Source organism: Streptomyces sp. NPDC059852, from assembly GCF_042731455.1.
In the GTDB taxonomy this organism is placed as follows: Bacteria; Actinomycetota; Actinomycetes; order Streptomycetales; family Streptomycetaceae; genus Streptomyces.
The window spans coordinates 162,193-174,720 of sequence record NZ_JBHWJK010000010.1; the positions used below are offsets into that span (position 1 = coordinate 162,193).

At 72.2% G+C, this 12,528-nt stretch carries 14 protein-coding genes; 9 read left to right on the plus strand and 5 right to left on the minus strand.

Features of this window, described 5'->3' with window-relative positions:
• Positions 1–91: 91 nt before the first annotated feature.
• Both ACFV46_RS15825 and ACFV46_RS15830 read left to right on the plus strand, forming a co-directional pair.
• Positions 92–1,492 carry a Tat pathway signal sequence domain protein gene (locus ACFV46_RS15825; protein ID WP_385498573.1) on the plus strand — a complete coding sequence of 467 codons (1,401 nt, stop codon included), beginning with the start codon at positions 92–94 and terminating at the stop codon, positions 1,490–1,492.
• A 99-nt stretch (positions 1,493–1,591) separates the two neighbouring features.
• The gene (locus ACFV46_RS15830; RefSeq protein WP_385498574.1) at positions 1,592–2,485 is read left to right on the plus strand and encodes a glycosyltransferase family 2 protein; all 894 of its coding nucleotides are present in this window, start codon (positions 1,592–1,594) and stop codon (positions 2,483–2,485) included.
• A gap of 28 nt (positions 2,486–2,513) precedes the next feature.
• Here ACFV46_RS15830 and ACFV46_RS15835 read toward each other — a convergent pair whose 3' ends face one another.
• Both ACFV46_RS15835 and ACFV46_RS15840 read right to left on the minus strand, forming a co-directional pair.
• A complete protein-coding gene (locus ACFV46_RS15835; RefSeq protein ID WP_361931495.1) occupies positions 2,514–4,223 on the minus strand; it encodes a bifunctional 3'-5' exonuclease/DNA polymerase in 1,710 nt (569 codons plus the stop codon).
• A gap of 34 nt (positions 4,224–4,257) precedes the next feature.
• Entirely contained in the window at positions 4,258–5,028 is a 771-nt protein-coding gene (locus ACFV46_RS15840; RefSeq protein WP_385498575.1) for a Clp protease N-terminal domain-containing protein, read from the minus strand.
• Between the two features lie 81 nt (positions 5,029–5,109).
• On the opposite strand from ACFV46_RS15840, the gene ACFV46_RS15845 reads away from it, so the two are divergent.
• Positions 5,110–6,228, plus strand: a complete 1,119-nt coding sequence (locus ACFV46_RS15845; protein ID WP_385498576.1) for a DUF2786 domain-containing protein — start codon at positions 5,110–5,112, stop codon at positions 6,226–6,228.
• A 6-nt stretch (positions 6,229–6,234) separates the two neighbouring features.
• Here the strand turns inward: ACFV46_RS15845 and ACFV46_RS15850 are convergent, their stop codons facing one another.
• Positions 6,235–6,765: a DUF4232 domain-containing protein gene (locus ACFV46_RS15850; RefSeq protein WP_385498577.1), complete on the minus strand. Its 531-nt coding sequence runs from the start codon at positions 6,763–6,765 to the stop codon at positions 6,235–6,237.
• A gap of 46 nt (positions 6,766–6,811) precedes the next feature.
• Positions 6,812–7,282: a hypothetical protein gene (locus ACFV46_RS15855; RefSeq protein ID WP_361931486.1), complete on the minus strand. Its 471-nt coding sequence runs from the start codon at positions 7,280–7,282 to the stop codon at positions 6,812–6,814.
• 277 nt (positions 7,283–7,559) lie between these two features.
• On the opposite strand from ACFV46_RS15855, the gene ACFV46_RS15860 reads away from it, so the two are divergent.
• The 4 genes from ACFV46_RS15860 to ACFV46_RS15875 all read left to right on the plus strand — a co-directional run bounded on the left by ACFV46_RS15860 (position 7,560) and on the right by ACFV46_RS15875 (position 9,208).
• Entirely contained in the window at positions 7,560–7,931 is a 372-nt protein-coding gene (locus tag ACFV46_RS15860; RefSeq protein ID WP_385498578.1) for a VOC family protein, read from the plus strand.
• A gap of 16 nt (positions 7,932–7,947) precedes the next feature.
• Positions 7,948–8,301, plus strand: coding sequence for an ArsR/SmtB family transcription factor (locus ACFV46_RS15865; RefSeq protein ID WP_376729235.1), 354 nt, complete (start codon positions 7,948–7,950; stop codon positions 8,299–8,301).
• The gene (locus tag ACFV46_RS15870) at positions 8,298–8,816 is read left to right on the plus strand and encodes an SRPBCC domain-containing protein (protein ID WP_376729236.1); all 519 of its coding nucleotides are present in this window, start codon (positions 8,298–8,300) and stop codon (positions 8,814–8,816) included. Before ACFV46_RS15865 ends, ACFV46_RS15870 begins: the two co-directional genes overlap by 4 nt.
• Positions 8,817–8,929: 113 nt before the next feature.
• Positions 8,930–9,208, plus strand: coding sequence for a DUF397 domain-containing protein (locus tag ACFV46_RS15875; RefSeq protein WP_055624727.1), 279 nt, complete (start codon positions 8,930–8,932; stop codon positions 9,206–9,208).
• A 90-nt stretch (positions 9,209–9,298) separates the two neighbouring features.
• Here the strand turns inward: ACFV46_RS15875 and ACFV46_RS15880 are convergent, their stop codons facing one another.
• A complete protein-coding gene (locus tag ACFV46_RS15880) occupies positions 9,299–9,814 on the minus strand; it encodes an ATP-binding protein (protein WP_376729237.1) in 516 nt (171 codons plus the stop codon).
• 333 nt (positions 9,815–10,147) lie between these two features.
• Here ACFV46_RS15880 and ACFV46_RS15885 point away from each other — a divergent pair, with 333 nt between their 5' ends.
• Entirely contained in the window at positions 10,148–10,972 is an 825-nt protein-coding gene (locus ACFV46_RS15885; RefSeq protein WP_062673215.1) for a helix-turn-helix transcriptional regulator, read from the plus strand.
• Between the two features lie 91 nt (positions 10,973–11,063).
• Positions 11,064–12,524, plus strand: coding sequence for an aldehyde dehydrogenase family protein (locus tag ACFV46_RS15890; protein WP_385498579.1), 1,461 nt, complete (start codon positions 11,064–11,066; stop codon positions 12,522–12,524).
• Positions 12,525–12,528 lie beyond the last annotated feature (4 nt).

The window sequence follows — 12,528 nt, forward strand, 5'->3', positions numbered from 1 at the left end:
CGTTGACCCGGCTCTCGGCCACCAGCAGAATGAGCGCGCGTTCTGAGAGCGCTCTCAAACAATTGCCGCCCGCTCCGGCCGAGGGAGATCCATGACCGACTTCAGCGACAGACAGCGCCCGGGGCTCAGCCGCCGCGGCCTGCTCGGGGCCGGCATCGGCGCCGCCGTGCTCACCGCGGCCGGCGTGGGCACCGCACAAGCGGGTGGCCCCTCCGGCGGGAGCGTGGCCGGGTCGGCCGGGCGGCGGGCCGTGGCCTTCCTCGGCGCAGCGATGGACGCCTACCCCGAGCACGGGCGCATCCGGCTCGCCCAGAGCTACACCGACCAGGCGGGCCTCTTCAGCACCGCCTTCACGTACGACAACGGGCTCGCGATCCTCGCCCTGCTCGCCGCCCGTACGCCGGACGCGCACGCCCGCGCGGTCGCGCTCGGGGACGCGCTGCTGTACGCGCAGGCGCACGACCCCGAGCATGACGACGGGCGGCTGCGGCAGGCGTACAACGTGGGGCCGTACACCTTCTACGACGGCTCGCTCCAGCCCGACGGGTTCGTGCGGGCGGACGGCACGGCCAACGTGGGGACGCAGTTCGGGTTCACGGGGACGGCCGTCGGCGACATGGCCTGGGCCGGGATCGCGCTGGCCGCGCTGGCCGGGCGGACCGGGAAGCGCCGCTTCCGTGACGGTGCCGTGCGGATCGGGGAGTGGATCGAGCGCAACGGGCGTACGGACGACGAACCCCTCGGCGGCTACAAGTTCGGTGTCGACGGGGCCGGGGCGAAGCTGCCGTTCTCCTCCACCGAGCACAACACCGACCTCGTCGGCCTCTTCGGGCGGCTCGCCCGGCTGACGGGGGACCGCGTCTGGCGGGAGCGGCGGGCGCACGCCCGGGCCTTCGTGGAGCGGATGTGGGAGGCGGACGGAGGCTTCTTCTACACCGGCACCAACGACGGGGTGACCGTCAACCGCTCGCCGATCCCCGAGGACACCCAGACCTGGACCTACCTCGCCCTCGACGCGCGGTCCCGGGCCCGCTCCCTGGACTGGGCCGCGCGCCACCTCGCCGTCCTCGACCACGCGGGCCGGCCCAACAGCACGGTCCCGGCGGGGCAGTCGTACGAGGGCGTCACCTTCAGCTCGGCCAGTCTCCTCGCCGACGAGAGCGCCCCGATCGCCGACGGGCAGCCCAGGCCCGACCGCAACGGCGTGTGGTTCGAGGGGACCGCCCACCTCGCGCTCTGCCTGCGCGACCGGCACGGCCGGGGTGACGAGGCCGGGGCGCGGCGGCTGCTCGACTCGATCGAGCGGGCCCAGGACCGGCTCGGCGACGGCCAGACGGTCGGCGGGCGGGCCCTGCCCGCGCGGGCCGGAGTGGTGTCGGCCAGCAGCCCGATCGACACCGGGTTCGGGTTCGGGTACTACCCGTACCGGCACGTGGGGGCGACGGCCTGGTACGTGATGGCGGCCGAGCGCTTCAATCCGCTGCGGGCCTGAGGCCGGCGGGCGGGGGGCGAACGCGGGACGGCATCCCGGTGAACCACTAGCATCACGCCGGTGAGGGCGGGAGCCGGACGAGACGGACGAGGGACGGGCATGACGGAACCGAGGATCGCCGTGGCCGTGGTGACCATGGGCAACCGGCCCGCGGAGGTCGACGCGCTGCTGGAGTCCGTGGCCAAGCAGGACCTCGCCCCCCACCGCATCGTGGTCGTCGGCAACGGCTGCCCGCTGCCCGAGTTCGCCGAACGCCTGTCCCTGCCCGGTGAGTTCACCGGGATCGAGCTCGACGAGAACCTCGGCTGCCCCGGCGGACGCAACGCCGCCCTGGAGCGGCTGCGCGCGTTCGGGGACGTCGACGTCGTGGTCGAGCTGGACGACGACGGACTGCTCGTCGACGCCGACGTGCTGCGCCGGGTACGGGACCTGTACGCCGCCGACGACCGTCTCGGCATCGTCGGGTTCCGTATCGCCGACGAGAACGGCGAGACCCAGCAGCGGCACGTGCCGAGGGTCGGCAAGTCCGATCCGATGCGCGGCGGTTACGTCACCGGCTTCCTCGGCGGCGGGCACGCGCTGAGCATGGCGATGCTGGCGCAGACCGGGGACTGGCCCGCCCGCTTCTTCTTCGCGCACGAGGAGACCGATCTGGCGTGGCGGGCGGTGGACGCCGGCTGGCGCATCCTCTACGCGCCCGAACTCCTCCTCCAGCACCCGAAGACCTCACCCGCGCGGCACGCCATCTACTACCGCGTGAACGCCCGCAACCGGGTCTGGCTGACCCGCCGCCGGCTGCCGCTTCCGCTGATCCCGGTCCATCTGGGGATCTGGGTGCTGCTCACGCTCGCCCGCACCCGGTCGGCGGCCGGTCTGCGGGCCTGGTTCGGCGGTTTTCTGGAAGGCGTCAGGGAATCCGCGGGCGAGCGACGGCCCATGCGCTGGCGCACGGTGGTACGGCTGACCCGGCTGGGCCGGCCGCCCGTCCTCTGAGGACGCGGAGCAGAGGGCTTCCACGCCCTCACTTCGCGTCCGCGTAGCACTCCACCACCGCCGTGGTGAACGGGAACCGCACCGGCGTGTCCCCGAACGTCAGCCGTCCGGCGAGCGCGGACGCCTCGCGGATCGCGGCCACGACGGCCGCGGCCTCCTCCTCGGGGCAGTGCACGATCACCTCGTCGTGCTGGAAGAAGACCAGCTCCGCCGCCATGTCCGCGCAGGACCGGCGCAGCGCGGCGAGCAGCAGCAGGGCCCAGTCGGCGGCGCTGCCCTGGACGACGAAGTTACGGGCGAAGCGGCCGCGGGCGCGGGCGTTGGTGGAGGCGTAGCCGGGCACCCAGTCCTGGGGCGACCCGTCGGCCGGTCCGTCGGGCCCCGAGGGGGTGTCGGGGACGGGGATGCCCGCCTCCTCGGCGGCGTCGTCCGAGGCCCCGGCGGCCGGGGGCGAGGTCCGTCCCAGCCAGGTCCGCACGAGCCGCCCCTCCTCGCCGGCCCGCGCCGCGTCGTCGACGTACGCGACCGCCCGGGGGAAGCGGCGGCGCAGCGCGGCGAGGTTCTTCAGTCCGTCGCCGGACGTCTGGCCGTAGACGGCGCCGAGCACGGCGAGCTTGGCCTGGGCGCGGTCGCCGGAGAAGGCGCGGTCGGAGACGGCCTGGTAGAGGTCGGTCTCCCGGGAGGCGACCTCCATCAGTCCGGGGTCCCGGGAGATCGCGGCGAGCACGCGGGGCTCCATCTGGTCGGCGTCGGCGACGACGAGCCGCCAGCCCGGGTCGGCGACGACCGCGCGCCGGATCACCTTGGGGATCTGCAGGGCGCCCCCGCCGTTGGTCACCCAGCGCCCGGTGACGGTGCCGCCCGCGAGGAACTCGGGCCGGAACCGCCCCTCGCGCACCCAGTCCTGCAGCCAGGACCAGCCGTGCGCGACCCAGATCCGGTACAGCTTCTTGTACTCGATGAGGGGCTTCACCGCCGGATGGTCGACGGACTGGATCTCCCAGCGCCGGGTCGACCGGACCTTGACGCCGGCCTGGGCGAACGCCTTGATCACGTCGGCGGGCAGATCGGGCCGCACCCGGCGCCCGAACGCGGCCGACACCTCGTCCGCCAGCTCGGCCAGCCGGCGCGGCTCCCCGCCGCCCGCGTACCGCTCGCCGAGCAGGTCGGTCAGCACCTGGCGGTGCACGTCGGCGCTCCACGGCAGCCCGGCGCGGTTCATCTCGGCGGCGACGAGCATGCCCGCGGACTCGGCGGCCGTCAGCAGCCGCATACGGTCGGGGTGGGCGGTCCGGTCGTGCCGTCGCTGCTGGTCGGCGTACACCTCGGCCAGGTCGGCGAGCGGCACGGGGGCCGTCTGCGGGTCGAACAGGGAGGACTGGGCGCCCGGGTGGGCGGCGCGCTGCGGCGGGTCGGGCGGCACGGGGCCGCCACGCAGCCGGGCGAGGGCGGCGGCGGCCGACCGGGGCGCGCCGTGCCGCCCCTCGTGGCCGAGGAGGAGGGTCTCGGCGTCCTCGATGTCGTAGCACCGCTCCACGCGGACGCCCGCCGCGAGCAGGCGCGGATAGACCTCGGCGGTGGACCGCCACACCCAGCGGACGACCCCGGGACGGGAGCGCACCGCCTCCGCGAGGCCGGGTGCGCGCAGCGGCGGTGCGGCGAGCAGCCCGTCCGGGCCGAGGGGGGCGAGTTCCGCGCCGCCGTCCTCGGCCGGGGCGAGCGCCCACCGGTCGGTCATGCCGCGAGTGTGGCACCCGGGTCTGACATCGGCTTCAGTCCTGGGCCGTGCCGTCCTCGCCGGCCGCGTCCCGGGCGGTCTGTTCACCGCCGCGCAGGTACTGCGAGAGCGCTGCGGCGATGAACGCCTCGGCGTCCTGCTTGGTGATGCCGAGGCCGGACAGGACGCCGGAGCCGTTCTCGAACTCCAGCAGGGCCAGCAGGATGTGCTCGGTGCCGATGTAGTTGTGGCCGAGGCGCAGGGCCTCGCGGAAGGTGAGCTCCAGGACCTTCTTGGCGTCGGAGCCGTAGGGGATGAGCTCGGGGACCTCGTCGGCGGCGGGCGGCAGGGCGGCGGTGGCGGCCTGGCGCACGGTGTCCAGGAGGACGCCCCGGTCCAGGATGGCCTTCGCGGCGATGCCGTCCGGCTCGGCCAGCAGGCCGAGGACCAGGTGCTCGGGGCGCCCCTCGGGGTTGCGGGCCGCGATGGCCTCGTTGTGGGCGGCCATCACCACGTTGCGGGCGCGCGGGGTGTAGCGGCCGAAGCCCTGCTGGGGGTCGAGGTCGTTGCCCTCCTTGGGCACGAACCGCTTCTGAGCGGCCTGCCGGGTGACGCCCATGCTGCGGCCGATGTCGGTCCAGGAGGCACCGGAGCGCCGCGCCTGGTCCACGAAGTGGCCGATCAGGTGGTCGGCCACCTCGCCGAGGTGGTCGGCGGCGATCACGGCGTCCTGGAGCTGGTCCAGGGGCTCCTCGTGGACCTTCTTGATGGCCGCGATGAGTTCGTCGAGACGGACGGATGACGTGATGCTGGGGTTCGTCGACATGTGTCAACCGTAGGTTGACAGTCCAGCAGTGTCAACCCGTAGTTGACAGCGGTGTGCCGTGAACAGACTTACGATCGCCTGGTGAGCACGCCCAGTACCGTCGACCGCGCCTTCGAGACCGCCCTCTACGACACCGGGCACGCGACGCTCGACACAGGCGCCTCGCTGCTCGCCGCCGACCCCGCGTCCGACGCCGAACTGGCCCGGCGTGGCGAGGAGTTCGTGGCGGCCGCCTGGCGACGCGGCTGGCAGCCCGCCGACGTCGTGCGGCTGGTGCGGCGGGACCTGGACGACGTGCACGTACGCCTGCTGGCGGCGCTGGTGCGGGCGCAGGCGCCCCGGGACCGGGTGCGGGGACCCCGCTGGCGGGCCCAGCTCGACGCCCTGCCCGGGGAGGCGCCGGCCCGTACCGACCGCTTCTCGCACGCCACCGCCGTCCTGGAGCTGTACCGCCTGCTGCTGCGCCTGCCCGCGCTGGAGCCCCTGGAGGAGACGGCCGCCCCGTCCGGCGGGGCCGCCCGCCCGGAGTCCCGCATGCTCACCCGGGTCCGCGCGCTGCTCGCGAAGGCCGAGGCGACCGGGTTCCCGCAGGAGGCCGAGGCGCTGACCGCCAAGGCGCAGGAGCTGATGGCGCGGCACAGCATCGACGAGGCACTGGTCGCCTCCCGCGCGCCGGCCGGCGCCGCCGACGCGCCCGGCGCCTGCCGGATCGGCGTGGAGCCGCCGTACGAGCAGGCCAAGGCCGTGCTGCTGGACGCGGTGGCGCGGGCCAACCACTGCCGGGCCGTGTGGAACGAGCCGTTCGGCTTCTCCACCGTCGTCGGGTTCGAGGCGGACCTGGAGGTGGTGGAGCTGCTGTACACCTCGCTGCTCGTGCAGGCCCAGACCGCGATGACCAAGGCGGAGGCGGCCCAGCGGGCGGGCGGCCGCAAGCGAACCAAGACGTTCCGGCAGTCGTTCCTGGCGGCCTACGCCCATCGGGTGAGCGCCCGTCTCACCGCCGCCGCGCGGACACAGGTGACCGACGACCTGCTGCCCGTCCTGGCGTCCCGCGAGGTGGCGGTCACCGGCCGGCTGGACCGGATGTTCCCGCAGACCACGACGACCCGGCTGCGCGGGGTGAGCGACGACGCCGGCTGGACGGAGGGGTCGGACGCGGCCGACCGGGCCCGGGTGGACCCGCGCCGGCCGCTGACCTGAGCGTCGTCAGTCGGTCGACTGCTGGAAGCCGGTCACCGAGGCGTCCGGCGTGCGCCCGTCGCCCTTCAGGGCCACGGCGCCGTACGCCCACTTGAAGCTCTCGGCCTTGGCGGCACCGGGCAGCCGCACCGTCGCCGACCGTGCCGCGAGGGAGGTGTCGCCGCCGTCCTCGCCGCGGACGTAGGTGAGTGTGAAGGCCAGCGAGGCGCCCTTGGCGAAGGTGGCCTTCCCGGCCGCGGCGGCGTCCGCGGCCGGGACCGCCGCGGTCGTGTCCCCGGCGACCAGGTCCACGCCGGGCAGGCCCTCCACGGTGCACGGGGCGTCCCCGCGGTTGGTGACGGTCACCGGGACGTTGCCGGTGTCCCCGGCGGCGGGCGCGGCGTTGGCGGGCCCGAAGCGCACGGTGAGATCGGCGACGCAGCCGGCACCGGCCGCCTTGTTCTGGGTGTTCTTGTCGTCCCCGGCGCTGTCGCAGGAGGTCAGGAGGAGCGCCGCGGCGAGGGCGGCGACGGTGGCGGTGACGGAGATGGTGCGCATGGAGTCCTCGGGGAGTCGCGTCGGTGAGCCGGTCACCGATCGGACATCACGATCCCAGACCGGCCGTGGGCAGGCCCGTGGGCAGTTTGCCACCCTCCGCCTTGGTGTACGTCTCCACGCCGAGGGTGCCCTCCCAGGTCACCTTCAACTCGCTCTTGCCGACGGAGTCGACGGTCCCGGCCGCCCGGTCCTTGCTGCCGTCCGTGCACTGCAGCCGGATGGTCCGCTTGCCGCCCTGCTCGCCGGCCGTTCCGCTGCACACGGAGCCGCCGGTCGCGAAGAGCCCGGCCTTGTCGCCGGTGACCACCAGGGCGACGGCCTTGCCGTCGGTGGTCGCCAGCCAGCTGCCCTCCAGCTCGCCGGCGGACGACGCGGAACCGCCTCCCGAGCCGCCGCCCGTGCCACCACTGCCGGTGTCGGTGCTGGTCGGGGCGGTGCTGGGAGCGGAGTCGCCGTCCGAGTCGCCGCCTCCGCTGCACGCGGTGAGCGCGAGCACGCCCACCAGAGAGGCGGCCACGGCCGCGCTCCTCGTCCACCGGCCCGGCGTGGTGCGCGTACGCGGGAAAGTCGCCGAGGTCACAGAGAGCCCCCAAGCTGTAGCGGTCGGCATGGCCGGATCGGCCGGGCGTGGCCGAAACGTCCGCAGCAAGTTACCAGGGAGTCGGTTCACGGTCGCCGGAAAGGCGGCGGGAAGGAAGGGACTTCTGTGCGGGCTGCCGGGCCCGCGGAGCCGGCGACGCGTAGGAAATCTCCTACGCTTGACGTGTAGGTAATCGCCTACGTATTCTCGTGCCATGACCATCACGCACGCCTCATTCGTCACGCTCCCCGTCACCGACCAGGACCGTGCCCTGCGCTTCTACACCGATGTCCTCGGCTTCCGGGTCGCCGCCGATCTCGCCACCCCCCAGGGCCGATGGCTCCAGGTCGCGCCCGAGGGCGCGCAGACGGTCTTCACGCTCTCCGGTCCGGGGATGGGCGGCTTCGAGCCCGGCACGGTGCGGGGGATCATGTTGGTCACCACCGACGTCGACGCGGACTGCGCGCGGCTCGCGGAGGCCGGAGTCGCCGTACAGGGTCCGGACGACATGCCCTGGGGGCGCATGGCAGGCTTCCAGGACCCCGACGGCAACGGCCTGATGCTGCTGACGGAGGCCGCTCACTGACCGGAGAGGGACGGGCATGACCACGACCGGGGTCCAGGAGACGCCGCAGGACCGCGTCTTCGCCGCGCTGGCCAACGGCACCCGCCGCGAGGTGCTGCGACTGCTCCGCGACGGCGGGCCCCAGGCGGTCCAGGACCTGGCCGCCCACTTCGCCATGCGCCGGCCCAGTCTGTCGGAGCATCTGCGGGTGCTCCGCGAGGCCGGGCTGGTCTCCGAGCAGCGGTCCGGCCGGCAGCGCATCTACCGGCTGGAGGCGGCTCCGCTCGCCGATGTGCAGGACTGGCTCCATCCGTACGAGCGGTTCTGGCGCGAGCGTCTGAAGGACCTCGGCGATCTGCTCGACCGCATGCCCGACGATGACCCGACATGAGCACAGACCCGGGCCGCGGCCCCGATCCGGTCCCCGAGCCCCCCGAGGACGACCTCACCGTCATCCGGGTGGATCAGTACTTCCCGCATCCGCCCGCCAAGGTCTGGCGCGCCCTGACCGAGCCCGAGCTGCTCGTGCAGTGGCAGATGCAGGGGGCCGAGGCGTTCCGGCTGGAGGTCGGGCACCGGTACACGATGACGTCCGTGCCGCGGCCGAACACCGACTTCTCCGGCACGGTCGAGGCGGAGGTCCTCGCCTACGCCCCCGAACGGATGCTGAGCGTCCGCTGGCGTGACGCCTCGTCGTCCAACTCCGCTGTCTGGACGGTTACTTGGAGTTTGGAACAAGAAGGGCGAGGAACACGTCTTTTTCTAGTGCACGAGGGGTTCGATCCGGACGACCCCGTTCAGCTCATGGCGCGGAAGATCATGGGCGGGGGCTGGCGCACTCAAGTGATGCGATCCCTGGGGCATGCGCTGGAACGCATGGACCACCCGCGTACGTCCCAGGAGTAACTGCGGGAACACCCCCCGTGCACGTGCATCTGCTCATGCAGGTGCACGTGAACAGAGGCTATGATCCGAAAGCAGTTGTCCGGCACACGCACCACTGCATCACCTCATGCCTCATGGCGAAGAGCCACCGCACCATCGGGGAGCGACCTGTGGACCACGACGTGTACAACGGCATGGCGGCCACGGAGCTGGACGGGGTGGCCTGGCAGAAGAGCAGGCACAGCAACTCCCAGGGCTCCTGCGTGGAGTTCGCGCGGCTGCCCGGCGGCGATGTCGCCGTGCGCAACTCGCGCTTCCCCGACGGCCCGGCCCTCGTCTACACCCGGGCCGAGATCGAGGCGATGCTCCTCGGGGTCAAGGACGGCGAGTTCGACCACCTGGTCGCGGGCTGACGCCTCCCGGCTTCCCGGATACGGAGGGCGCCGCCGCCCCGGCCGTGATGACGCGCGTAGACCCTGCGCATCACGGCACCCGGCCCCTCTTCAGTCCGCGGGGCCGGTACAGGCGCCGGGCTGGAGGCGGAACAGCGCCCACACCACCTTGCCGCTGAGGGTGCCGGCCATCGGGTGCCAGCCCCAGCTGTCGCTGAAGGACTCCACGAGGAACAGCCCCCGGCCGGACTCCGCCGAGAAGTCCTCGGAGTCGCGCGCGACCGGGCTGTCGTGACTGGGGTCGCGCACCGCGCACACCAGCCGCTCGGTCCACCGCATCAGATGCAGCCGCACCGGCGGGGGCTGGTCGGAGACACGGGGGGCGTTCGACGGCAGGGCGTGCCGCAGGGCGTTCGTCACCAGTTCGGAGACCACGAGGCAGACGTCGTCGAAACGGTCGCCCAGCTCCCACTGGTCCAGGGTGCGGCGCGTGAAGCCGCGGGCTTCCCGGACGGCCTCGTACCGGGCCGGCAGGGCGCAGGAGGCGGCGTTGGAGACGGCTGCGGGGTCCAGTGGCGGAAGGCCCTGCCGTAACGGCTCGAGCATGGTCGATCCATTCGTCCCCATGCGAGGCACTCCCGGGAGTTCGCGGTCGTGGCGATGCAGCGGTTGCGCGGGACCATGGTTTCGGAAGCCAAGAGCAGATGCAAGGGCAGATGCACGTGCACGTGACCGAATTGGACGCTCCCGTACCGCTTGTTGGCCATTTTTTCCGCCAACCTCACCCCCTCTTCTTGTCTTCCGCTGACTGCTTCACGAGTGGAATCCTTGGTTTCTCTCCGTCTCTGTAATCGGGCGAGTACTGCTCGAAGTGATTTAGTGGCAGACTGCGGGCCGGGAAGACGGTTGGGGAGGCTGGCGAACGTGAGCGCGGGAGAGCCCGGATCGGTGGTGCGGCGCATGCTGCTCGGCTCGCAACTGAGGCGACTGCGGGAAGCGCGCGGAATCACCCGTGAGGCCGCCGGATACTCGATCCGCGCGTCCGAGTCGAAGATCAGCCGGATGGAGCTGGGCCGGGTGAGCTTCAAGACGCGTGACGTGGAAGACCTGTTGACGCTGTACGGCATCACCGACGAGCAGGAGCGCGCCTCCCTGCTCTCCCTGGCCCGCGAGGCCAATGTCGCCGGCTGGTGGCACAGCTACTCGGACGTCCTGCCCAGCTGGTTCCCCACCTATGTCGGCCTGGAGGGCGCGGCCAGCTCGATCCGCGCCTACGAGGTGCAGTTCGTCCACGGCCTGCTGCAGACCGAGGCGTACGCGCACGCGGTCGTCAAGCGCGGTATGAAGGGCGCGAGCGCGTCCGACGTCGACAAGCGCGTCGCGCTGCGCCTGGAGCGCCAGAAGTACCTCGTCGCGGAGAACGCCCCCGAGTTCCACATCGTCCTCGACGAGGCCGCCCTGCGCCGGCCGTACGGCGACCGCGAGGTGATGCGCGGCCAGCTGCAGCACCTCATCGAGATCTCCGAGCGGCCCAATGTGCGCCTGCAGATCATGCCGTTCGGGTTCGGCGGGCACTCCGGCGAGTCCGGCGCCTTCACCATCCTCAGCTTCCCCGAGTCCGACCTCTCGGACGTCGTCTACCTGGAGCAGCTCACGAGCGCGCTCTACCTCGACAAGCGCGAGGACGTCGCCCAGTACGAGCTCGCCCTCAAGGAGCTCCAGCAGGACAGTCCGGGCCCGGACGAGAGCCGGGATCTTCTCCGGGGACTCCTTCAACTCTCTTGAAACACACGTACGATGACGTGTGATCAGACCGTGAGGACGATCACGATGGCGACCGGGCCGATCGGATGTCTGCAAGGGATTGAGGGATCACATGTCGTCCTATTTCACCGACCTCGCTCAGCAGTACATCGACGGTGAGTGGCGCCCGGGCACAGGCTCCTGGGACATCATCGACTTCAACCCGTACGACGGCGAGAAGCTGGCGTCGATCACGATAGCCACGGTCGACGAGGTGGACGAGGCGTACCGGGCGGCGGCCCGCGCCCAGGAGCAGTGGGCCGCGACCAACCCCTACGCCCGCCGCGCGGTCTTCGAGAAGGCGCTGCGCGTGGTCGAGGAGCGCGAGCAGGAGATCGGTGAGGTGATCGTCGCCGAGCTCGGCGGCACCCGGCTGAAGGCCGCGTTCGAACTGCACCTGGCCAAGGAGTTCCTGCGCGAGGCGGTGCATCTGGCGCTGCGCCCCGAGGGCCGGATCATCCCGTCGCCGGTGGACGGCAAGGAGAACCGCGTCTACCGGGTGCCGGTCGGTGTCGTCGGGGTCATCAGCCCGTTCAACTTCCCCCTGCTGCTCTCCCTCAAGTCGGTCGCCCCGGCCCTCGCGCTCGGCAACGGCGTGGTCCTCAAGCCGCACCAGAACACCCCGATCGTCGGCGGCTCCCTGGTCGCGAAGATCTTCGAGGAGGCGGGGCTTCCGGCCGGTCTGCTCAACGTCGTCATCACCGACATCGCCGAGATCGGCGACGCCTTCATCGAGCACCCGATCCCCAAGGTCATCTCCTTCACCGGCTCGGACAAGGTCGGCCGGCACGTCGCCACCGTCTGCGCCTCGCACTTCAAGCGCTCCGTGCTCGAACTCGGCGGCAACAGCGCGCTGGTGGTCCTGGACGACGCCGACCTCGACTACGCAGTCGACGCAGCCGTCTTCAGCCGGTTCGTGCACCAGGGCCAGGTCTGCATGGCGGCGAACCGCGTCCTCGTGGACCGTACGGTCGCCGACGCGTTCACCGAGAAGTTCGTCGCCAAGGTGAAGTCGCTCAAGGTGGGCGACCCGAGCGACCCCGAGACCGTCATCGGCCCGGTCATCAACTCCTCGCAGGCCGAGGCGCTCACCGGCACGGTCGCGCAGGCCCTCGCCGAGGGCGCGACGGCCCTCGTGCACGGCACGGCCACGGACAACCTGGTCGAGCCGTCCGTCCTGACCGGCCTCCCGGAGGACTCCGCGCTGCTGCGGCAGGAGGTCTTCGGCCCGGTCGTCTTCCTCGTGCCGTTCGACGGCGAGGAGGAGGCCGTCCGCCTGGTCAACGACACCCCGTACGGCCTGAGCGGCGCCGTGCACACGGCCGACGTCGAGCGCGGTGTCGCCTTCGCCAAGCGGATCGACTCCGGCATGTTCCACGTGAACGACGGCACCGTCCACGACGAGCCGATCGTCCCCTTCGGCGGCGAGAAGCACTCCGGTGTCGGCCGGCTGAACGGCGAGACGATGCTGGACGCCTTCACCACCATGAAGTGGATCTCCGTGCAGCACGGCCGCAGCGGGTTCCCGTTCTAACCTG